17 protein-coding genes are annotated in these 22,181 nt (G+C 52.0%); 9 read left to right on the top strand and 8 right to left on the bottom strand.

What is annotated here, in order from left to right:
- Nucleotides 1-345: 345 nt before the first annotated feature.
- From JYB63_RS09405 to JYB63_RS09380, 6 genes are all read left to right on the top strand, one after another.
- Nucleotides 346-1,026 (top strand): TIGR00153 family protein, encoded by a 681-nt coding sequence (locus JYB63_RS09405; protein ID WP_205657601.1) that lies wholly within the window; start codon nucleotides 346-348, stop codon nucleotides 1,024-1,026.
- Between the two features lie 32 nt (nucleotides 1,027-1,058).
- Nucleotides 1,059-2,324: an inorganic phosphate transporter gene (locus tag JYB63_RS09400; RefSeq protein ID WP_205657600.1), complete on the top strand. Its 1,266-nt coding sequence runs from the start codon at nucleotides 1,059-1,061 to the stop codon at nucleotides 2,322-2,324.
- Nucleotides 2,325-2,444: 120 nt separating this feature from the next.
- The gene (argE, locus tag JYB63_RS09395) at nucleotides 2,445-3,593 is read left to right on the top strand and encodes an acetylornithine deacetylase (RefSeq protein WP_205657599.1); all 1,149 of its coding nucleotides are present in this window, start codon (nucleotides 2,445-2,447) and stop codon (nucleotides 3,591-3,593) included.
- Nucleotides 3,594-3,658: 65 nt separating this feature from the next.
- Entirely contained in the window at nucleotides 3,659-4,999 is a 1,341-nt protein-coding gene (gene argA / locus JYB63_RS09390) for an amino-acid N-acetyltransferase (RefSeq protein ID WP_336510866.1), read from the top strand.
- Nucleotides 5,000-5,071: 72 nt separating this feature from the next.
- Nucleotides 5,072-6,103 carry a YjgN family protein gene (locus JYB63_RS09385; RefSeq protein ID WP_205657598.1) on the top strand — a complete coding sequence of 344 codons (1,032 nt, stop codon included), beginning with the start codon at nucleotides 5,072-5,074 and terminating at the stop codon, nucleotides 6,101-6,103.
- Nucleotides 6,103-7,110 carry a M48 family metallopeptidase gene (locus JYB63_RS09380; protein ID WP_205657597.1) on the top strand — a complete coding sequence of 336 codons (1,008 nt, stop codon included), beginning with the start codon at nucleotides 6,103-6,105 and terminating at the stop codon, nucleotides 7,108-7,110. The genes JYB63_RS09385 and JYB63_RS09380 overlap by 1 nt, the downstream gene beginning before the upstream one ends.
- A gap of 48 nt (nucleotides 7,111-7,158) precedes the next feature.
- Here JYB63_RS09380 and JYB63_RS09375 read toward each other — a convergent pair whose 3' ends face one another.
- The 4 genes from JYB63_RS09375 to JYB63_RS09360 form a co-directional block, all read right to left on the bottom strand.
- Complete coding sequence (locus tag JYB63_RS09375; RefSeq protein WP_205657596.1) at nucleotides 7,159-8,508, bottom strand: ATP-binding protein; 1,350 nt, start codon at nucleotides 8,506-8,508, stop codon at nucleotides 7,159-7,161.
- Nucleotides 8,505-9,194, bottom strand: a complete 690-nt coding sequence (locus JYB63_RS09370) for a response regulator transcription factor (protein WP_205657595.1) — start codon at nucleotides 9,192-9,194, stop codon at nucleotides 8,505-8,507. The genes JYB63_RS09375 and JYB63_RS09370 overlap by 4 nt, the downstream gene beginning before the upstream one ends.
- An 89-nt stretch (nucleotides 9,195-9,283) precedes the next feature.
- A complete protein-coding gene (locus tag JYB63_RS09365; RefSeq protein WP_205657594.1) occupies nucleotides 9,284-9,577 on the bottom strand; it encodes a PepSY domain-containing protein in 294 nt (97 codons plus the stop codon).
- Nucleotides 9,578-10,031: 454 nt separating this feature from the next.
- The gene (locus tag JYB63_RS09360; protein ID WP_205657593.1) at nucleotides 10,032-10,274 is read right to left on the bottom strand and encodes a hypothetical protein; all 243 of its coding nucleotides are present in this window, start codon (nucleotides 10,272-10,274) and stop codon (nucleotides 10,032-10,034) included.
- Nucleotides 10,275-10,474: 200 nt separating this feature from the next.
- Between JYB63_RS09360 and ilvD the strand changes: the two genes are divergently transcribed.
- Complete coding sequence (ilvD, locus tag JYB63_RS09355) at nucleotides 10,475-12,307, top strand: dihydroxy-acid dehydratase (RefSeq protein WP_205657592.1); 1,833 nt, start codon at nucleotides 10,475-10,477, stop codon at nucleotides 12,305-12,307.
- Nucleotides 12,308-12,364: 57 nt separating this feature from the next.
- Here the strand turns inward: ilvD and JYB63_RS09350 are convergent, their stop codons facing one another.
- Nucleotides 12,365-13,603: an EAL and HDOD domain-containing protein gene (locus JYB63_RS09350; RefSeq protein ID WP_243431884.1), complete on the bottom strand. Its 1,239-nt coding sequence runs from the start codon at nucleotides 13,601-13,603 to the stop codon at nucleotides 12,365-12,367.
- Between the two features lie 351 nt (nucleotides 13,604-13,954).
- Here JYB63_RS09350 and JYB63_RS09345 point away from each other — a divergent pair, with 351 nt between their 5' ends.
- Nucleotides 13,955-15,424, top strand: coding sequence for an HD domain-containing phosphohydrolase (locus JYB63_RS09345; RefSeq protein ID WP_205657591.1), 1,470 nt, complete (start codon nucleotides 13,955-13,957; stop codon nucleotides 15,422-15,424).
- Between the two features lies 1 nt (nucleotide 15,425).
- On the opposite strand, the gene JYB63_RS09340 is transcribed toward JYB63_RS09345, so the two are convergent.
- Complete coding sequence (locus JYB63_RS09340) at nucleotides 15,426-16,556, bottom strand: glycerate kinase type-2 family protein (protein WP_336510865.1); 1,131 nt, start codon at nucleotides 16,554-16,556, stop codon at nucleotides 15,426-15,428.
- A 184-nt stretch (nucleotides 16,557-16,740) separates the two neighbouring features.
- Entirely contained in the window at nucleotides 16,741-19,716 is a 2,976-nt protein-coding gene (locus JYB63_RS09335) for an NAD(P)-dependent oxidoreductase (RefSeq protein ID WP_205657590.1), read from the bottom strand.
- A gap of 397 nt (nucleotides 19,717-20,113) precedes the next feature.
- On the opposite strand from JYB63_RS09335, the gene JYB63_RS09330 reads away from it, so the two are divergent.
- Entirely contained in the window at nucleotides 20,114-21,271 is a 1,158-nt protein-coding gene (locus JYB63_RS09330) for an alpha-hydroxy acid oxidase (RefSeq protein ID WP_205657589.1), read from the top strand.
- A 112-nt stretch (nucleotides 21,272-21,383) separates the two neighbouring features.
- Here JYB63_RS09330 and trmB read toward each other — a convergent pair whose 3' ends face one another.
- Nucleotides 21,384-22,142 (bottom strand): tRNA (guanosine(46)-N7)-methyltransferase TrmB, encoded by a 759-nt coding sequence (gene trmB / locus JYB63_RS09325; RefSeq protein WP_205657588.1) that lies wholly within the window; start codon nucleotides 22,140-22,142, stop codon nucleotides 21,384-21,386.
- Between the last annotated feature and the right edge of the window lie 39 nt (nucleotides 22,143-22,181).

The following is a 22,181-nucleotide window of genomic DNA, read 5'->3' as shown; positions in this document are numbered from 1 at the left end:
TGTATTGCTGTCGGTCAGATTCAATTTACCTGATATCGCGGCATCTGCCTAACGCTGATCCCGGCAGGCGTGAGATAAGTCACTGATCCTCTGACAGTTCTGCCCGATCGGCGAATTTCTGAACAGAGATTTCAATAAACTTAAATTTTTTTGCCCCGGTCCCTTTTTAAGAAATTCTAATAAAAATCATTAGATTCATACACTTACAAAAGAGGCCGCCGAAATTGTCAATTTTAGCCTTCTCTAATGTGTCTATTTCATGTCATTTTTACTACAAAGCGATTACAAGGCCGCGTATACTCGCGCCAATTTTGCCCTGAGCGAGAATAGAAAAGAGACCTGAATATGGTTACTAACAACTCGATTTTTCAGCTGTTTGCCAGCTCCCCATTCAAGCCGATGCAGGAACACATTGCCAAAGCGCATGCCTGTGCCATTGAACTGATCCCGTTCTTCGAAGCCGTTATGGCTGACGACTGGGAAAAAGCTGAGCAACTGCAGCAAAATATCGCGCGTCTGGAAAATGAAGCCGATACCCTGAAAAAGGATGTTCGCCAGCAACTGCCCCGTGGCCTGTTCCTGCCGGTACCCCGTACCGATCTGCTGGACCTGCTGCGCATGCAGGACAAGATCGCTAACCGTGCGAAAGATATCGCCGGTCTGATGCTGGGACGCCAGATGAGCATTCCCGAAGCCATTCAGCCAATCATGAAAGAATACCTGTCGGTCTCTCTGAAGACGTCTGCTCAGGCACTTTCTGCGCTGAACGGTCTGGATGAGCTGGTTACTTCCGGTTTCAGCGGTCACGAAGTGGATCTTGTTGAACAGATGATCCACGAAATCGATGATCTGGAACACAATGCAGACGAAATGGAACGTCAGGCCCGTTCGGCCCTTTTCACGGTAGAAAAAGATCTGCACCCGATTGATGCTATGTTCATGTATCAGGTGATTAACCTGATCGGTGATCTGGCAGACAAAGCACAGCAGGTTGGCGGCCGTTTACAGCTGCTACTGGCGAAATAACGATTTCTCTTTTTTCCCGATAGGAAATTTCCATGACCATTATCGCAGAATACGGTGACATCCTTGTCATCATGGCATGTATATTTGGCTTCTTTATGGCCTGGGGCGTCGGTGCGAACGACGTTGCCAACGCAATGGGTACCTCTGTAGGTTCCAAAGCACTGACTCTGAAACAGGCGATCATGATCGCCATCATCTTCGAATTCGCCGGTGCATATCTGGCAGGTGGTGCGGTAACCTCGACTATCCGTAAAGGCATTATCGATCCGGCCTTATTATCCGGCACACCGGAATTGCTGGTATACGGGATGCTCTCAGCCCTGCTGGCAGCCGGTATCTGGCTGCTGATCGCAACCTTCTTTGGCTGGCCGGTATCAACCACTCACTCAATCGTTGGTGCGATTGTAGGCTTTGCCGCAGTGGGTATCGGTGTTGAAGCGGTTAACTGGGGTAAAGTATCCAAGATCGTTGCCAGCTGGGTAGTCTCGCCGGTCACCGCCGGACTGATAGCCTTCTTCCTCTTCCGAAGTGTGCAACGGCTTATTCTCGACACTGAAGAACCTTTCAAGAACGCTAAGAAGTATGTGCCTTACTACATCTTCCTGGTAGGTTTCATGATCTCTATGGTGACCTTCACTAAGGGTCTGAAGCACGTTGGTCTGGACCTGAGCTTTGGCGCCAGCTCCCTGATTTCTGTAGGTGTAGCACTGCTGACCATGTTCCTGGGTGTTGCCATGCTGAAGAAAATTCACGCCCGTAAAGAAGATGACAAAGACTATCACTTTGCCAGCGTTGAAAAAGTTTTCGGCGTACTGATGATGTTCACCGCCTGCGCCATGGCATTTGCCCACGGTTCTAACGACGTTGCTAACGCCGTTGGCCCGCTGGCTGCTGTTGTAGGTGTGGTAGCGTCTGCCGGTGAAGTGGCTCAGAAGACAGCAATGCCGGTATGGATTCTGCTGCTGGGTGGCGGCGGTATCGTTGCCGGTCTGGTTATGTACGGTCACAAGGTTATCGCCACTGTTGGTAACAACATCACTGAACTGACACCAAGCCGTGGTTTCGCAGCGACTCTGGCAGCAGCAACGACTGTTGTATTCGCGTCCGGTACAGGCCTGCCGATCTCCACTACGCACACTCTGGTGGGTGCAGTACTGGGTGTAGGTATTGCCCGTGGTCTGTCTGCACTGAACCTGCGCGTAATCGGTACGATCTTCGTATCCTGGGTAGTTACCCTGCCAGCAGGTGCCGGTCTGGCGATCATGTTCTTCTTTATGTTTAAAGGTATGTTCAGTTAAATCACTGCCTTTACCGATGCAAAAAGCCGGCCTGTGCCGGCTTTTTTCGTTTCTGGACGCCCCGCCCTAAAGCCTGCACAATAGCCTGTACACTATATTTTCCCCTGCGACGGAGTTGCTATGTCTACTGTGCCATCCCTGCTTACTATGCTGACCGAGCTTATCGGCACACCGTCTGTCAGTTGCACTGCGCCGCATCTGGATCAGAGCAACCTGGGGGTGATACACAAACTCGAAGCCTGGCTAAGTGATTTAGGTTTCAGCACCGAGATCATGCCCCTGCCGGGCCATGAAGGTAAGGCGAATCTGATCGCCACGCTGGGCAGCGGCCCCGGCGGGCTGGTCCTGTCCGGCCATACCGATACCGTCCCGTACAACGCTGAACGCTGGAATACTGACCCGTTTAAGCTGACCGAAAAAGACAATCGTTTTTACGGCCTTGGCAGCTGCGACATGAAAGGGTTTATTGCCATCGCAATTGAGGCGGCCAAACACTTTACCGACCAGCCTCTGCAACAGCCCCTGATTATTCTCGCCACCGCCGATGAAGAAAGCTCAATGGACGGTGCACGGGCACTGGCTGAAGCCGGTTATCCGAAAGCCCGTTATGCGGTCATTGGTGAACCCACCGGGCTAAAACCGATTCACATGCATAAAGGCATGATGATGGAAGGGATCAAGATTACCGGTAAAGCCGGGCATTCATCTGATCCTTCCCTGGGCAATAACGCACTGGAAGCGATGCATTCTGTGCTCGGCGAACTGATCAGTTTCCGCCAGGAGCTGCAGCAGAATTATCAAAACAGTGCTTTTCAGGTAACCGTCCCCACTCTGAATCTGGGGTGTATTCACGGCGGCGACAACCCTAACCGAATCTGTGGCAGCTGCGATCTGGAGTATGACCTACGTCCGCTGCCGGGCATGGATATCGATACCCTCCGTGAAGGAATCAATCAGCGCCTGCAGCCGGTGGCAGAGCGCTTTGGTGTAACGATTAACAATCAGCGCCTGTTTCCGGAGATTCTGCCGTTTCAGAACGACAAGCAATCTGAGCTGGTTCGCTGTGCTGAACAGCTGACCGGACACACCGCCAGCACCGTCGCCTTTGGTACCGAAGCACCATTTTTACAGGCACTGGGGATGGACACCATTGTCATGGGACCAGGCTCCATTAATCAGGCCCACCAGCCGGATGAATACCTGGCGATGGACCAGATCCGCCCGACGGTGGACATTTTGCGGCAGTTAATTGGCAAGTATTGCCTCTGAATCTTGCTTTTATCCACAGAACACTTAGCCTTACACATAAACTGCTAACTGACTGATTTATCATTGTGATCGACGACCTGACCCAATATCTGAACTGGTTCCGCCACAGTTCCCCGTACATCAACGCACACCGGGGTAAAACCTTCGTGCTGATGCTGCCGGGGGATGCACTAGCGGATGACAACTTTGCGAATATTGTCCATGACATCGCCCTGCTGAACAGCCTGGGGGTGAAGCTGATTCTGGTTCACGGGTCACGACCGCAGTTACAGCAGCGCTTAGAAGCTCAGCAGATTGATACCCGGATTCACCACGACCTGCGCATTACCGATGCCCCGGTACTTAAATGTGTCATTGAAGCGGTTGGCTATCTGCGTACCGAAATCGAAGCCAAACTGTCCATGGGTGTGGCCAATTCACCGATGCACGGCGCCCAGATACGGGTTTGCGGCGGTAATTTCGTCACCGCTAAGCCGGTAGGTATCTATGAAGGTGTGGACCTTTGTAATACCGGTGAAGTACGGCGTATCGACCACGAAGCGATCCGTTATCAGCTGCAAAATAATCATATTGTGTTGCTCTCACATCTGGGCTACTCACCCACCGGTGAGATATTCAACCTCGCGGTGGAAGATGTGGCCACCCAGACAGCAATCGCCGTTAAAGCCGACAAACTGGTGCTGTTCGGTGCCGACAACGGCGTTACTGACAGCAAGGATCAGTTGCGCTCAGAACTGCTGGCGGATACCGCCGAACGTCTGGTCAACCAGTACCGGGCGCGGCTGACAGATCCGTCGGAAACCTCTTCGGATATTTCCCGGCACCTTGCTGCTGCCGCCCAGGCCTGTAAACGCGGCGTATCCCGCAGCCACCTGATCAGCTATAAGGAAGACGGCGCGCTGGTGACAGAGCTGTTCAGCCGTAACGGCACCGGTACCATGGTAATTGAAGAGTCTTACGAACAGGTTCGCCCGGCCAACATTGAAGATGTCGGCGGTATTCTGGAACTGATTCAGCCAATGGAAGAGGCAGGCGTGCTGGTGCGCCGTTCCCGTGAGCGGCTGGAAGCCGAGATTAACCGGTTTACCGTCATTGATCTGGACGGTGCCATTATCGGCTGTGCCGCGCTGTATCCGTTCCCTGAAGAACAGACCGGTGAACTGGCCTGTGTCGCCATTGCCGCAGACTACCGCGGCGGTAATCGGGGTGAAAAGCTGCTGGAAGGTATCGAACAGGCCGCGCGGGAGCAAAAACTGGAGCGACTGTTCGTGCTGACCACCCGGACTGCCCACTGGTTTTTAGAACGGGGCTTCATCCAGATGAACATTCAGGATCTGCCCGGTGAAAAGCAGGCTCTGTATAACTTCCAGCGTAATTCTAAGGTATTTGCCAAGCAGCTTGTCTAGACTGACAGGCTGAATAACTGATTTAAAAACCGCGCCGGCGAGGAGGCTGGCGCTACACAAGGAACGTTCCCCATGTCTCAAAATCTTCCCCAGCACCCAACGGTGCACCCCTTTGAATTTCACGGTAAAAGCGGTGAGTTCTTTAAAATCTGGATCGTTAATATCTGTCTGACGGTGCTTACCCTGGGCATTTACTCCGCCTGGGCAAAAGTCCGTACCAGCCAGTACTTCTACGGTCATACAACCCTGGCTGGCAGTAGCTTTGAATACACAGCCAAGCCCATGACCATCCTCAAAGGCCGACTGATTGCGTTTTTCGTGATCATTCTGTATTCACTGAGCACCAGTTTTTTCCCACTGATAACGCCGCTGTTTATTATCGCTTTCCTGATCATTCTGCCATGGCTGATTTGCCGCTCCCTGAAATTCCGGGCGGTAAATTCCCGTTATCGGAACCTTAACTTTAACTTTCATGGCACCTACGGACAGGCGTTCTGTAACTACCTGCTGTTCCCTCTGCTCAGCATCTTCACGCTGGGTCTGATTTATCCGTTGATCATTGCCATTCAGAACCGCTGGTATGTGAATAACAGCAGTTACGGTCAGACTAAATTCACCAGCAACCTGAGCGCCAAACCGATTTTCTTTGCCTGCTTCATTGCAGCATTGGTACTCATTGTTGCGTTTACCGGTTTCTTCGGACTGATTCTTGGTGGCAATCTGATTACTGATTTTGAAAACAATCCACTGGCACCGTTCCTCGGCATGGCACTCCTGCCCGTTTACTACGGCGTATATGTGTATGTTCATACAAAAATCATTAATGCCACCATGAACAGCACTAAACTGGATCAGCATAGTTTTGAAAGTAACCTGAAAACCGGCAAAATGTTCTGGCTATTATTGACCAACACTCTGGCCATCATGGTCAGCGCTGGTCTGCTGATTCCCTGGACCCACATTCGAATGGCCCGGTATAAAGCCGAATGCACCCAGTTTATTGCCACCGGTGATCTGGATAAATTCACCCGTGACGCAGCAGGGCATCAGAGTGCACTGGGCGAAGAGCTCGGGGATGTGATGGATCTGGAGTTCGGTATCTGATGCTGCTTTCAGGCAGACTCTTTGATGGTCATACATCAAAGAGTCATCCGGCGGAATTATCGGTTGCAGACCTGGGCGATATCCGGATTGAATGCCCGGAGTTGAGTGTCAGCGGCTGTCACTGGTCTGAACTGACCATCAGCCCACGGATCGGCACAACAGCCCGGTATCTGGACTTGCCAAACGGGTTACGATTCGAAACCCGGGATAATGATCAGGTCGATCAGTTAATCGGCCAGTTTGCCGGTGATGACCGCCTCAGCTGGATTCACCGGTTGGAAAACAGTTACCGCTATGCATTGCTGTCGGTCATATGTGTTGCCCTGTTTATCTGGTGGGGCATTAACTATGGCCTGCCATCCGCCGCCCGGCAGGTAGCTTTTCTGCTGCCAGTCAGCGTCAATGAAGAGGTCAGTAAACACACGCTCAGCACACTGGATAAGTATATCTTTGACCCCTCCGTGCTGAATGCAGAACGCCGTGAAAAGCTGACCGGTGATTTTAAAACGCTGATTGCCAGCCGTGACGATGATTTCAACTATCAGCTGCATTTCCGTAACGGCGGCATTATGGGGCCAAATGCCTTTGCCCTTCCCGATGGCAGTATCATTTTAACCGATCAGATAATCGATCTGGCCGGCGACGATGAAGAGCTGATTGCGGTAATGAGTCATGAGATCGGCCACGTTAATATGCGTCACGGCCTGCGCCGGGCATTGCAGAGCAGCGCACTGCCACTGATCATCATTGTGGTGACCGGGGACATGAGTACCGCCAGTTCAGTGCTGGCAGCTTTGCCAACGATTCTGGTGGAGAGTGAGTACTCCCAGGCATTTGAACTGGAAGCAGACGCCTTTGCTAAGGATTTGCTGTTACAGCATCAGCATGACCCCATGAGCCTTGGCAGATTGCTGGAACGCTTAAGTGAGGAGCATGAAGAAGGCACCAATGACTGGTTCTCCAGCCACCCATCTACGCCTGAGCGAATCGAAAAGTTACGTGACTGATCAACTGTTCAGATAAGCTTTCAGTCCAGCTTTCAGTTAGTCGTTCGCTCAGTAACTCAGTGGCAGCATCAGGCAGAACAGTGCGCCGCCATACTGCGACTCAGAAATCCGCAGTTCACCTCCATAACTGCTGAGAATATCCACCGCCACGGACAGGCCAATCCCCTGTCCGGGGGCGGATGTATCCGCCCGCTGACCACGCTTAAGAATGGTCTGGCGCAGTTCAGGTGAAATGCCCGCACCGTCATCGGCAATATCGATGCGCAGCATACCTTCGGCCTGTGACATACGGACACTCACCTGAGAGTCACCGTACTTGAATGCATTCTCGAGAATATTCCCCAGCAACTCCATCAGATCCCGTTCATCCGCCGCCAGCTGTAAATCTTTCAGCTGCAGTTCAACCTCAACGCCTTTATCGCGGTAAACCTTCTGCAGGGCAGATGCCATCCGTTTGATCAGTGGCTCCACTGCGACACGTTTTGCCAGCCGGCGGCCCTGACTCTTCACCGCACGGGCCAGCTGATACTGAACAATCTGATCCATCCGTACCACCTGATCATTCACCAGGTTCTGGAAATCTACGTAATCCAGCCCTTCCTGCCGGGCTCCACGAATAACCGCCAGCGGCGTTTTCAGACTGTGGGCCAGATCCCCCAGTGTATTTCGGTAACGCTCACGTTGCTTACGTTCATTCTCAATCAGCAGATTCAGATTGTCCGTCACCACCTGTACTTCGCTGGGGTATTCGCCCTGTAAACGGTCACTGTGGCCGTGCTCTATCGACTTAAGGTCCCTGGCCAGCCGGTTCAGGGGCATCAGACCCCAGCGCATAATGATGGCTTCCACGAGCAGGAACAACACGATAGCCGCCCCCAGCCAGCTCCACAGCCGGGTATTGAAGGCTTTCTGTTCTGCTTTTACAAAACTGTTCGATTCTAACACTGTAAACAGATACCGCTTCCCAACCCCGTCAATATCCCAGAGCAAACCAAACTGATACACAAACAGGGCATCTTCGCTCAGCTCATAAAACGACTCCATGCCGGTTTCCAGCTCAGTGCGGCCCAGACGTTCCAGCAAGTCATCACTGAGCAGCTGGCTGGATTCTGAACGCCACATCAGGCTGTGGCTGTCACCATGGAGCACACCGTACAGGCCGGATGCGATCTGGTTATAGCGCGGTTCACGCAGGGTAGCAGGCATATTAATGCCTTCGGAGGTAGGTTCAGCAGCGCCCAGCAACAGATATAGCTGCAGCTTTAAGCGCTGTTCTTCGGCGGTTGCCAGGCTGTGACTGAAGGCTTGCTGGAGCGCAAACCCCGTCAGGCCAAAAAACACTGGCAGCAGCAGAAGAGATGCGAGCAGCAGACGTGCCCGCAGAGATTTTGGCATCATGCCTGATCGGAGGTTAACGTCAGATCAAAGCGATAGCCCAGGCCCCTTACCGTCGCGATAGGTTGCAGGGTCTGGTCCGGGTCCAGCTTCTGACGCAAGCGGCGGATAAACACCTCAAGCACGTTAGAATCACGGTCAAAGTCCTGGTGATACAGGTGCTCTGTCAGTTCCGTCTTCGAAATCACCTTACCGGCATTCAGCACCAGATACTCAAGCGTACGGTACTCATAGCTGGTCAGCTTTACGGTTTCACCGTTCAGCTTAACAACCCGGCCACTGGTATCCAGCTGCAACGGACCAAACTCCATCATCGGCTTGGCATGTCCCGCAGCACGGCGCAACAGAGCATTCAGACGAGCCAGTAATTCTTCCATATGGAAAGGCTTCACCAGATAGTCATCCGCACCGGCCTCAAGCCCTTCAACCTTATCCTGCCAGTCGCCACGGGCAGTCAGGATAATGATCGGGAAATTCACATCTTCATCGCGCCATTTGCGGATTACTTCAACCCCGGAAAGGCTCGGCAACCCAATATCAACAACCGCCAGGTCATAAGGAAATTCAGTCCCCAGATATACAGCTTCCTGACCGTCTTCCGCCTCTTCCACGGTATAACCGGCATTCGACAGGGCGGTAACCAGCTGGCGTCTTAAATCACTGTCGTCTTCAACAACCAGAAGTTTCATCCATCACTCCTTAAAATAAATACCCGTTAGCGGGCTAAACAGAAGAATATATAACAGAGAAGAGACCAGATTGCGCAGACAGATGCAAGTTACAGTTCTTTCCCTGAACTTGCGTCAATATCAACATTTTTAACCCGACCATCAATCAGTAAACGAATCTGATGTACCTGCCGACCTTCTTTACTGACGGTTTCAGCCTTCACCACTTCACCGCCATACTTGGTATTCACTTGCTTGGCAGCAGCCTGCAAGCTGGTGTCAGCGGCCAGAACAACCACTGCGGTAGAGGGTACAAATAACTCTGCACTCGCCTGACCTGCCAGTATCCCCAGACAGATGACCAGCATCAGGGATTGGAAAGTATTCTGCAGAGCTTGGTACATACTGTTTCACCTTAATTCGATTCTTATCGGGACAGGCCCGTTATTGTTGGCTCGGTATCAGGTTCCATATGAGACACATACTTCCTTATTGGTCAGCAATGACTGTTTGCCGTGTAAAAATGCCCACGCATTATACCTGTGATGCAGCCTGTTAAAACCCAAAATGGGTAATTCAGCCGCCAATCAATAACATGACGATATCCACACTCTGCGCATGTCAGTAATTATCTTGCTGTACCACTTAATCTGGTCTGAATTGTGCCTGCGTCCGCTTGTCCCGGACGGCAGGAAGCATTGCCTGATACTGGCAGGTATTGCTGATCAGAAAGTACTTTTTTCTGCGCTACAACACATATAGCACATTCTGAACCGGGCAGAGATTGCCCCTTCAAACACAGACTGCAAAGAATCTCAGAGTGCTTAAGCACCGGAGGAATTCAAACAAATGTCTGAATTAATTATCATTCATATTGGCCTTTTTTCTGGCACGTAAAGATAGAATGACAAGACGAATGTTATACGCAAACCCCAGCCCTAAGGCAATCACCATTGTGACCAGAAATACACTACCCAGAGCAAGGCTTTGTAACCACCATGCCAGCCAGAGAGACAGCACACTGATAAGTGCTACAGGAATACCGGTTTTCATAAGGCGCTGCAGCCAGCGGTCTGCTGTCAGTTTCTGTGTTTCGCTCATACCTCTAACCCCACGGTGACTGCGTTTGCTATACAACTAAAAGACCTCTGATTATAACGGCCAAACCGGCATTTTTTTCAGCTATCTGTATGCGACTTTCTGGTATACTCCTGCAAAACAATAAGAGCCTGTGCCGTGCCTCTGACGTAGTCATACTGTTCTGGCCAGAGGCTCGCTACCACTGATTCGAGGATCTGTGCATGCCACAATACCGTTCCAAAACATCGACCGCCGGCCGTAACATGGCAGGTGCCCGCGCCCTGTGGCGTGCGACCGGCATGAAAGATGATGATTTCCAGAAACCAATCATCGCAGTTGCCAACTCTTTTACCCAGTTTGTTCCCGGCCACGTCCACCTGAAAGATATGGGTCAGCTGGTTGCCCGTGAGATTGAAAAAGCGGGCGGCGTCGCCAAAGAATTCAACACCATTGCGGTAGATGACGGTATCGCTATGGGCCATGACGGTATGCTGTACTCTCTGCCGTCCCGTGACATCATCGCTGACTCCGTTGAATACATGGTTAATGCCCACTGCGCTGATGCGCTGGTATGTATTTCCAACTGTGACAAGATCACACCGGGCATGCTGATGGCATCCATGCGTCTGAACATTCCGGTTATCTTTGTAACCGGTGGCCCGATGGAAGCAGGTAAAACCCGTCTGGCAGAGCACAAACTGGATCTGGTTGACGCCATGGTACTGGCTGTAGACCCGAACGCGTCCGATGAAATGGTTGACGAAGTAGAACGTTCTGCCTGCCCGACCTGCGGTTCCTGCTCCGGTATGTTCACTGCAAACTCCATGAACTGTCTGGCGGAAGCACTGGGTCTGGCACTGCCGGGCAACGGTACTGTAGTCGCTACTCACGCCGACCGTGAACAGCTGTTCCTGCGTGCCGGCCAGCGCATTGTTGAGATGGCCCGCAGCTACTACGAAGACGATAACGAACGGGTTCTGCCACGTTCCGTTGGTTTCAAAGCCTTCGAAAACTGCATCACTCTGGATATCGCCATGGGCGGTTCCACCAACACCATTCTGCACCTGCTGGCGATCGCTCAGGAAGCTGAAATCGATTTCACAATGAAAGATATCGACCGTCTGTCCCGGGTCGTTCCTCAGCTGTGTAAAGTGGCACCAAACACCCAGAAATATCACATTGAAGACGTGCACCGTGCCGGTGGCATCATGGCGATTCTGGGTGAGCTGGACCGTGCCGGGAAACTGCATACAGACACTCCGACCGTTCACTCTGAAACCATGGGTGACGCGCTGGACGAGTGGGATATCATGCGTAACCCGTCTCCTGAAGTGGTGGAATTCTATAAGGCAGGCCCTGCAGGTATCCCGACTCAGCAGGCATTCAGCCAGTCCACCCGCTGGCCAACTCTGGACGGTGACCGTGAAAACGGCTGTATCCGTTCTATCGATCATGCTTTCTCTCTGGAAGGCGGCCTGGCGGTATTACACGGCAACATTGCTGAAGACGGCTGTGTTGTTAAGTCCGCCGGTGTGGATGAGTCCATTCTGGTATTCGAAGGTCCTGCACACATTACTGAGTCTCAGGATCAGGCCGTTGCCCACATTCTGGATGACAAAGTGAAAGCTGGCGATGTGGTTATCGTCCGTTACGAAGGCCCGAAAGGCGGCCCGGGTATGCAGGAAATGCTGTATCCAACGTCTTACATCAAGTCTAAAGGCCTGGGTAAAGCCTGTGCACTGCTGACTGACGGCCGTTTCTCCGGCGGTACTTCCGGTCTGTCTATCGGTCACGCGTCTCCTGAAGCGGCTGCCGGTGGTGCAATCGGTCTGGTACGTAACGGTGACCGTATCCGTATCGACATTCCAAACCGCACCATTGATGTTCTGCTGTCCGATGAAGAGCTGGCTGCCCGCCGTGCCGAACAGGACAAGCTGGGCTGGAAGCCTGCTGAAGAACGTCCACGTAAGGTATCTGCCGCGCTGAAAGCCTACGCTAAGCTGGCCACCTCTGCAGATAAAGGCGCAGTACGCGATCTGTCTCAGCTGGACTGATCAGCCATAACGAAAAAAGGCAGCCACATGGCTGCCTTTTTATTGCACACGCAAAACTTATTCGGATAACGAGGCCAGTACCTGCTCGGCCCAGTCCAGGCTGTGGCGGTAGGCCACTTCGTAAAAACGCTTATCCAGCAACCCTTTAATGCTGTCCCATTCTCCCCGCTCATAGGAAGCCACTTCTTCAAGCACTGCCCCCATCTGGTTCTCACGGGTCAGAATGGCCCGCTTAATATCATCCCGCAGCGGTACCTGATCCATCAGATAGCCCAAATCCATATCCATCATGGCATCCAGCTGGGAAAGTAAGCCCACCATAAAGAAATTGATCGGTGCTTCGTAATTCAGCATTTCCGCCAGCAACTCACACATCCGCCCACGGATCAGCATCATCCGGGTGAGTTCAGCCGGTTTACCGGACTGGCCACTGAGCAGGAATAAGGTTGCCCATTTCTTCACCTGATTCATGCCGATCAGGGCAATCGCATGGGACAGCGACTCAATTTCCTTGGGCGTTGAGAACGCAGCAGAATTCACCAGTCGAAGAATTTTATAGGTCATGTTCGGATCGTTAATGACGATCTGCTCAACCGAATCTGCACTGGCATTCGGATTATCCAGCTCCGCCAGCAATTGCATTACTATCGCTCTCGAGCTGCCCAGCGCCTTACCTTTTATATCAACCGGCTTACACAGGAAAAAGCCCTGAAACAGTTTAAATCCCAGTTCAAGACAACGGCGAAAATCATCCTGATTTTCAACCTTATCTGCCAGTAAATCCACGTGATAAGGACGCACAAACTGAATCAGCTTCTTCAACTGTTCTGTACTGTGTTTCTGAATATCAATCTTAACAACGGTCACCGCATCCAACAGCGCGGTTTGCTCTTTATCACCGTTGTAATGGGTCAGCGCCAGACGGTAGCCTTGCTGCTTCAGCTCTTTGGCTTTTTTAATCAGCTCTTTGGAGGCACCATCTTCGCGCAGCAGCTCAAAGACAAAATGTTCCTTTGGCAAGGCAGGAATTGCGCCGGACAGCAGCATGGCTTCCGTTAACTTGATATAGAAAGGTAACCGACGATTTTCACCGTCTTCAGTCGTGACAACAGCATAGCTGTTCAGAATCACCGAGGAAGTCGCTTTTTCATCGGTAAACTCAGCCGGCAACATGCCGTCTTCTGTCCGGTACAGCAAACCATAGGCTTCAACATCCTGGTTTTTGTTAAAAACCGGCTGTCGTGCCATCAGCACCTGAGAACTTTGGCCGGTCTCATTCTGTGCGTTCATCATCATACCGCCGACATCCTTAATTTATTCATATATTTCTGCTTACAATCCTGCTCTGTCAGAACCAGTATAACCGGGGGATTCCCCCCTCATAAGACTTTAAATGCTTAATATTACTCAATTCATGCACTATTTCTTCATCTTGTTCAGACTACACCGGGCAGGATTCCTCAGTTTGACAGCTAAGCTGCTCAGATCGGTTGAAACCCTGAAGCCACTTCGACTACTCTGTGACCTCAGTTGAGCATATGCAGGACGCAATATCAGCCACCTAATACAGAGTGCTCCCACAGGCATTATTCCAACCTGAACAGCAACGGCGATCACTCTAAGAGATTTGTAAGCCGGCATTTATATATGACATCTATTTCCCGACGTACCAACGTCCACTACCTGATCGCCCTGCTATTATTTTCTTTCTACGGTATTCAGGTATGTCCGTTCCTCGATTCGCTCTCACCACTGCAACTGTTACTGCCTATCCTAATCGTTTTCAGCCTGCAATGGGGCACTCGCCTGCTGCTGGAAAAAACAGTAAACAGGCAGCCCCTGAAACGACAGGTCAGCTACCAGTTCAAACTTGATACGGGGCTTTTTCTGGCCGGTGCGCTGGCACTGGGTACCTATAATCTGGTGCGTTATAACTTCCCCCTGGAAAGTGGCGGTAAAATCCTCATCGGTATGGGCATTCTGGGCTTTATGATTGCCTGTGACCTGGCGCTGGCCAGGGAGCACCGGATTGCTGCCCGGTTGCAACAGACCGGTGAGCATATTGAACCGGATGAAACACCTTATCCACTTACCCAGAAATTCTCCTGGTTTGCGACAGTGTGTGCATTTTCAGTCGTAGGCGTGGTCTTTCTGGTGATCAATAAGGATCTGGAATGGCTTATTCACACCGGCGATGCAATCCCGCTGCAAACGTCCCAGCGTTACATTCTGACAGAAATTTCCTTCATCGTTGCCATCATCATGGCGTATATCCTCACTATTATTAATGGCTATGCCCGCAACCTTAAGTTCTTTATCAGCACTGAAAACCACGTCCTTGAACGGGTTTCCAAAGGCGAGCTGGATGTGGAAGTGCCGGTTACCAGCAACGATGAGTTTGGCCTGATGGCAATGCGCACCAACAACATGATCAGCGCGCTGGAAAGCCGGACACAGGAGTTAAATATTACCCGGGATGCCAGTATTCTCGGCCTGGCCAGCCTGGCGGAAACCCGCGACAACGAAACCGGCGGCCACATTCTGCGCACCCAGAATTATGTCCGGGTACTGGCGGAAGCCTTACGGGACAACAGCCGTTACACAGATCTGTTAGATGACTATACGATCGAGCTTTATTATAAGTCCGCACCGCTGCACGATGTGGGTAAGGTCGGCATTCCTGACCGGATTCTGCTGAAGCCGGGTAAGCTGACCGATGAAGAATTTGCCATCATGAAACAGCATCCGCAGATCGGTGCTGATGCACTGGCGGTGGCCGAAAATAAACTGGGTACTAACTGCTTCCTGAAGTATGCCCGGGAGATCAGTCTGACCCATCACGAGAAATGGGACGGTAGCGGCTACCCTAACGGCTTACGCGGTACCGACATTCCGGTTTCCGGCCGCCTGATGGCACTGGCAGATGTGTATGATGCTCTGATTTCTGAACGGGTCTATAAACCCGCTTTCAGTCACGAAAAAGCGAAACAGATTATTCTGGAAGGCAACGGCAGCCATTTTGATCCGGACGTCATAGACGCCTTCCTGGCTGCCGAACAACAGTTTATCGAGATCGCCGATCAGTTTGCCGATAAAGCGATGAAAAAGGCCAGTTGATTCAGCTGACCACCGCGATAGCCAGATCCATCACATTGGTATTGGTCGGGCCGGTAATAAAAATATCACCGCAGTCACGCAGATAAGTGCCGGCATCGGCCCGCTGAAGCGCATCCCGCGCCACCGCTACATCTGTCACCGTTTTACCGTCAACAATGCCACCGGCAGCATCGGTCGGGCCATCGCTGCCATCGGTTCCGGCAACCAGCACATGAATATCATGACGCCCCCGGATACACTTGGCCAGCCCCAGCGCCAGCGCCTGGTTGCGCCCACCGCTGCCCGGATTTTCCGGTAATTCAACCGTAGGTTCACCGCCAAAGATATACACACCCGGTGATGCATCCAGCAGTTCATCTGCCAGATTCGCCGCCAGCTGATTCACATCCTGATACATACATTCGCGGTTCATTTTCACGGTGAAGCCCATGGATATGGCTTTTGCTTCAACAGCATCACGGGCGACCTGATTAGTGCCGATCAGTGACACACTGGCCGTTGCAGTTGCCCGGTGAGTATCCCCTGTGCCGGAACCGATCACAGAAATATCGTCACCTTCCACATCAGATATTGCCAACACCCGTACTTCTGCACCGTTAAAGGCAGCCAGTAACTTACCGTCTTTGATCAGCGAAGTTTCTTTACGCCGGGTATTAATCTGGCCAATGTTATAACCTGCTGCCAGCATTTCACTGGTCAGCGCCTGCCACTGTTGCAGGCTCATATCCGCCGGCAGAGATTCCGCCAGCGCTGAAGTACCGCCGGAAACCAGTAATAACAGACGACTGCCGGACGGCATCCCCGCAACCGTATCCAGCGCTGCCTGACCGGCAGCCAGAGACTGTTCATCCGGTACCGGATGCGCTGCTTCCATTACCGTTACCTGAGAATGATCATGCATCACCTGATCGGTATGCTGATATTTGGTTACCAGTAATGCCGGACAAGGCTTTGCCAGCGCATCCAGTGCACCGGCACACATACCACTGGCGGCCTTACCAACGGCCACAATCTGATCCGGCTGAAAGTCAGCCATTTGCGCTACCGCATTACGGGTAGCAGAAAATCCGGACACTGCATCCACGCCCGCAGTGAACATCGTCTGCAAGTCCTGTCTGATAGTGTTAGCCACGTCCTGTCTCCTGGCGATAAATATCAAATAAAACAAATAAGCCGTTTCAGGTGTCAGTCCTGAAACGGCTTGAGAGTAACAGGCTTTGAAAAAATCCGCCTGTCAGCAGCTGCTATATCTGTCACCGGTCAGCCGGAAAACATAGCAACCGGCTGCCGGTAAAAGGCAGCCAGCGTAACTGCCGTTACTTACTGAACGGTCCCTGCAGGCCGTTTTGCTGCAAAACCGAACCATAGATGTTGGACTGCAGTACCATCTGCTCACTGTATTCAGCAATCAGTGCCGCACGGCGGTCAGCATCCTGAGTCGCATTAATTGCGCCCCAGTAAGCAGCCATCATGTGAGCGGCATCGCTCAGCTGCTGCACCTGAGCATCATCCAGGTTAGCTACACTGCTGGCAGATACTTTACCCACACCGTTAACGGTCTTCGCACCGGCATTGCTGTAACCTTCCGGCAGATCACCTTTCAGGTTAGTCACTTTCGCAAACTGAATTACACCGTAGATCTGATCCACAGCCTGCTTGGCACCTTCCACACGGGACATGTGTTCAGTATCAGCAGCAGCATGTGGCAGCAGCTCCATTTTGCCTTCATGCTTGTGGTGAATATTGCGGTACGGCACCATCGGGCCAGACAGCTCACCGCTCGCAGGATCTTTAAACAGGTCCGCATCAATCGCTGCATAGCTGATCTGACCAGAGCTCAGGGCAGCATCCAGCGCATCGATATCAACCACTTCACCGCGGTCATAGTTAACCAGTACAGCACCCTGCTTCATGGCAGAGAATACTTCTGCATTGATAATGCCAGCATTGCTGAACACGCCAGTATCCGCATTCAGTGCACCCAGACCGGTGTGCGGGCTGATTACATCTGCGTCTTTAGCCGCTTCTACAATTGTAGCTGCGTAGGTGAAACCTTCAGACTCAATCCACTGACGGTGCGCTTCACGGGCATATACAGTCACCTGCATACCGAATGCAGCACCCAGTTTCGCTACTTCACGGCCAATGTTACCGTAGCCGATCACCGCCAGGCGCTTGCCTTCCAGCTTGGTAGTCGGGTATTCCGCCAGGTTCTTACCGGTATCAAACTCACCGGCTACAACCAGCTCGTGCATTTTCTCAACCTGCAGATCCGGCAGGACTTTCAGCAGCGCTTTCATCGCTGTCTGTGCAGTCGCCCGGGAGTTAAAGCTTGGTGTGTTCATCAACGGTGCAACACCGCCGTCACCGTTACCGCCACCCCAGCTTGCAGAGCCCATGTTGCCGGTACCGGCACCGATACGGACGCCGCCCAGCTCAAACTTAGAAGCTGCCGGCAGGAAGGTTGCTGCAGCAATCACCGCGTCATACTGACCTTCGCTGGTCTGTGCCAGAAGTTCATCTTCACGGCTCAGTTCAGGCTGATAGAAGAAGTGCAGTTTGCCTTTCGCCAGTGCCGCTTCATCGCCAACAGGTCCCAGGTGGAATTCACCGCCTTTAGACTCGATGTATGCTTTAACTTCGCTGTAGTCCGCATTACCGTCAGCATCGAATACCATGCCGATCAGGTCAGCTACCAGCACTTTGTAAGCACGGTTGGCATCATCTACGCGGGTGTTGCTGTCTGCAGCTGCAACCACAGCGCTGTCATAGCTTTCACCGGCCGCTTCCAACAGTTCTTCAATAACCGCAATTTTCGCGCGCAGGTAGCAGAACTGGATGTTTTCCAGCAGTGCAGAAATGTCTTCCTGAGGACGGATGCCGCCGATCCAGGCGCGGTAGTCGCCAGGAGAACCCGGGAAAGCATTTACGTAACGGGCAACGTCCAGACCTTTCTCGTGGCTGCCGTCGCTGTGGGTAATACCTTCATAGCCCAGCATTTGCTTGGACTTCACAATAATACGCTCGTGTACCGCCGGATCTTCGATGTCAGAATCCGTAACCTTCAGCAGGGTTACTGCTGCACCACGGGCAGTTTCATTTTCAACACCCAGCTGGAACAAGTCACTGGCAGCAATCCAGTTGTTCACAATGTCACGGTTCGCACGGGAACGCTGGTTCAGAGTTTTCACATCACCGATGTTTTTCTCGTTACGCAGAATCGCAAAAGTAGTTTCTGCAAACGCCAGAGTGCTGAACGTGTTGATGATGCCGCCTTTCATGACGTCATTTTCAGCGTCGTAGATCGGGCCCAGCTCAGTGGTTTTTTCACTGGTCAGTGGCATTTTGGCATCACGTGGTACAGCAATTTTCAGCTGACGCGGAATCGCCCAGGAAGGATCTTTCTGATTTTCATCAATCAGGTTAATCGCAGCCGGTGTCAGGGAAATAACGTAGTAACCGGACACACCGCCAATGGCCTTCTGGAACGGCATGAACATGTTGCACTTAACCATCATCTGCTCAACCACTTCATCCGCCCATGGCATAGCGCCCAGCAGAGAAGTTGCATCGATAATCGCGTGGTGTTCAGCCGGGTTCATATCGATCCAGGCCAGCAGGTTACGGATTTCTTCTTCCGTATAAGTCGTTGCACCAGTGGTCTCATGGCCTACACCGAAGAACAGCTTAACACCACGTTCCTTCAGGAATTCAGCACTTGGGATGCTGCCTTCACCTTCAGCGAAGATCAGTCGGTTTTCATCGCCATTCGTTGCAAAACGGTGTAATTCGGTCAGCTGAGTACCCCAGGACTGACGGAAGAAACCGCCGGCTTTAGCTGCGTCAGACTCAGGCTTTGGCGTATCAACGAATACCACCTGATCAGGATCATTGGCCGTTACCATGTGGATAGCTGCAGCGGTGAAACCGCTGTGACCACCACCCAGACCAACCGCCATCTTATTCGACTTAGGGAAGCCGAAGTAACGGTGGATCTCACGCATCATGTCGTTCAGTACTTTATCCGCCGGATAACCGCGGTGCATACCACGGCCGATTTCTGCAGTGGTGAAACTGCCGATACGGTTACCTTTGTCATCCAGTTTCGGATAATTCGCTTCCAGCCAGGCATCAAACTCAAAACGCAGCAGACGGGCGTCAACTTCGTTGAGTGTCATGTCAGTGATCGGGCCAACGCCGAAGAATTGGTTTTTAGTCGCTGGCGGCAGACCATTCTGAGTCAGTGAGATCGCCGTATCGCGTGCGCTTTTGAGCTGCTGGATAGAAGCCATATGTTTAATACCTGTTAAAACTGTGTATCAAAAACAACACAAAATCTCTGATTTTGTCCTGTTTCTGTCGTAAGTCTCGTTTGTGGGATTTGTACTTATAGCAAAAACATTTCCTAATGGGAAATAATGTTTCCTATAGTAAACAAAATTTATCAAATATGGCCGTAAGTGATTGTTACATGCTAAGCCAGCCAATAGGCATGAGCACACTTAAATACGACGAAACGATAGTCAGTTACGACAACGCACAGATAAAATTCACAATATACGCGACAGCAGTTCAGAATTTTTCAGCTTACAAGCCCGGGATGGTCAGACCAGTTTATGATAACGAGTATCGTTACCATTAATAATTTGCTCTACTCAGACCATTGCTCAGAACACCAGAGGCACACCCATGTCACCGATTGTAGAAATTAACGATTTAAAAGAACTGGCCCGTAAACGGGTACCTAAGATGTTTTTTGACTACGCCGACTCAGGTGCCTGGACAGAAAGCACTTACCGCTCAAATGAAGCTGATTTTCAGCAAATCCTGCTTCGCCAGAGAGTCGCTGTGGATATGACGAACCGCTCGTTACAGAGCACTCTGGTCGAACAAAACACGGCTATGCCAGTGGCTGTAGCCCCGACCGGACTGGCGGGTATGCAACATGCAGACGGCGAAATACTCGCCGCCAGAGCCTGCGAAGAGGCCGGCATTCCTTATACCTTATCCACTATGAGTATCTGTTCTCTCGAAGACGTTGCTTCAGCTACCGAAAAGCCCTTCTGGTTTCAGCTGTATATGATGAAAGACCGCGGCTTCATCGAAAGCCTGATTCAGCGCGCCAAAGACGCCAACTGCTCGGCCCTGGTACTGACGTTTGACCTGCAGATTCTGGGGCAGCGGCATAAGGATCTCAGGAACGGCCTGTCAGCACCGCCCAAGTTCACCCCCAAGCACATCTGGCAGATGGCAACCCGGCCCGGCTGGTGCCTTAAAATGGCAACCACCCGCCGTCACGGGTTTGGCAATATCGTCGGTCATGTCAGCGGGGTAGACGACCTCTCATCCCTTTCATCATGGACCGCCAGCCAGTTTGATCCCCGGCTTTCCTGGGATGATATCGAATGGATCAAAGCACGCTGGGACGGCCCGCTGATCCTTAAAGGGATTCTGGATAAAGAAGACGCCATCCAAGCCGCTGACAGTGGTGCAGATGCGCTGATTGTATCCAACCATGGCGGCCGGCAACTTGACGGGGCCCGCTCATCCATCCGGGCATTACCGGAAATTACGGCCGCTGTAGGGGATAAAATTGAAATACATTTTGATGGTGGCATCCGCTCCGGCCAGGATGTATTAAAAGCCCTTTGCCTCGGTGCAAAAGGGGTTTATATCGGCCGGCCACATCTCTATGGGCTGGGCGCCATGGGTCAGGCTGGGGTTACCAAAGCACTGGACATTATCCGCAATGAACTGGACATCACCATGGCCCTGTGCGGTGAACGGGATATTACCCGGGTCGGTATGCATAACATCGACCCGATCTCCCCGCTGTTCAAAGTCTAAGCTCAAAGACAGCTTGTCAGTAAGCGCCCCTTAAAAAAGGCCCCTTTAAAAAAGTGTCCTCTTAAAAAGAGTGCCGCCCATAAAAAAAGAGTGCCGCAGCACTCTTTTTTAATCAGTCGATGCGGGTAAACATCAGATCCCACACACCGTGTCCAAGCCGCTCACCACGGCGCTGGAACTTGGTTACCGGACGCCATTCCGGCTGTGGTGCATACTGCCCCTCACCTTCAGCATTTTCATAACCCGGCGCTGCCGTCATGACTTCCATCATGTGCTCAGCATAAGGTTCCCAGTCGGTTGCCATGTGGAACTGGCCGCCTACGCGTAACTTCTTACGAATTGTTTCAGCAAACGCCGGCTGCACAATACGGCGCTTGTTGTGCTTTTTCTTATGCCACGGATCCGGGAAGAACAACTGTACGGTTTCCAGGCTGCCATCCGGAATAGACTTAGCCAGCACGTCCAGCGCGTCGGTACAAAATACCCGCATATTAGTCAGCCCGGCTTCGCTGGCATTATTCAGCAAACGGCCCACACCCGGACGGTGCACTTCTACACCGATGTAGTTTTTCTCCGGCATCGCCTCCGCCATCGCGACCAGCGAATCCCCCATGCCAAAGCCAATTTCCAGCACCACCGGTGCTTCACGGCCAAACACCTCTGTCAGATCCAGCATTCCCTGCTCAACGTCCAGCCCCATCGTTGGCCATACTTCGCTGTAAGCCCGCTCCTGGCCTTCAGTCATACGCCCACCGCGAACAACAAAGCTGCGAACTGTACGCATGTACTTTTCACCTTGCTGAGTCTCATTCGGGGTGGAACCGGGTTGATTTTCTCCGGAATTTTGCGGGTCGTTGTGCTCTTGTGACATGCGTGCCTTCAACTAACTTAAAATACCGTATTACCCTGA

The sequence above is a fragment of the Aliamphritea spongicola genome (genome assembly GCF_017051665.1).
Lineage (GTDB): Bacteria > Pseudomonadota > Gammaproteobacteria > Pseudomonadales > Balneatricaceae > Amphritea > Amphritea spongicola.
This window is presented reverse-complemented; position numbering and strand designations above follow the sequence as displayed.

Bases quoted from the DNA above. Each gene is read 5' to 3' on its own strand.
- ilvD (WP_205657592.1), top strand. From the start codon at position 10,475: ATGCCACAATACCGTTCCAAAACATCGACCGCCGGCCGTAACATGGCA.
- JYB63_RS09400 (WP_205657600.1), top strand. From the start codon at position 1,059: ATGACCATTATCGCAGAATACGGTGACATCCTTGTCATCATGGCATGT.
- JYB63_RS09370 (WP_205657595.1), bottom strand. From the start codon at position 9,194: ATGAAACTTCTGGTTGTTGAAGACGACAGTGATTTAAGACGCCAGCTG.
- JYB63_RS09385 (WP_205657598.1), top strand. From the start codon at position 5,072: ATGTCTCAAAATCTTCCCCAGCACCCAACGGTGCACCCCTTTGAATTT.
- JYB63_RS09365 (WP_205657594.1), bottom strand. From the start codon at position 9,577: ATGTACCAAGCTCTGCAGAATACTTTCCAATCCCTGATGCTGGTCATC.
- JYB63_RS09350 (WP_243431884.1), bottom strand. From the start codon at position 13,603: ATGATGATGAACGCACAGAATGAGACCGGCCAAAGTTCTCAGGTGCTG.
- JYB63_RS09345 (WP_205657591.1), top strand. From the start codon at position 13,955: ATGACATCTATTTCCCGACGTACCAACGTCCACTACCTGATCGCCCTG.
- JYB63_RS09335 (WP_205657590.1), bottom strand. From the start codon at position 19,716: ATGGCTTCTATCCAGCAGCTCAAAAGCGCACGCGATACGGCGATCTCA.
- JYB63_RS09360 (WP_205657593.1), bottom strand. From the start codon at position 10,274: ATGAGCGAAACACAGAAACTGACAGCAGACCGCTGGCTGCAGCGCCTT.
- argE (WP_205657599.1), top strand. From the start codon at position 2,445: ATGTCTACTGTGCCATCCCTGCTTACTATGCTGACCGAGCTTATCGGC.
- trmB (WP_205657588.1), bottom strand. From the start codon at position 22,142: ATGTCACAAGAGCACAACGACCCGCAAAATTCCGGAGAAAATCAACCC.
- JYB63_RS09405 (WP_205657601.1), top strand. From the start codon at position 346: ATGGTTACTAACAACTCGATTTTTCAGCTGTTTGCCAGCTCCCCATTC.
- JYB63_RS09330 (WP_205657589.1), top strand. From the start codon at position 20,114: ATGTCACCGATTGTAGAAATTAACGATTTAAAAGAACTGGCCCGTAAA.
- JYB63_RS09380 (WP_205657597.1), top strand. From the start codon at position 6,103: ATGCTGCTTTCAGGCAGACTCTTTGATGGTCATACATCAAAGAGTCAT.
- JYB63_RS09375 (WP_205657596.1), bottom strand. From the start codon at position 8,508: ATGATGCCAAAATCTCTGCGGGCACGTCTGCTGCTCGCATCTCTTCTG.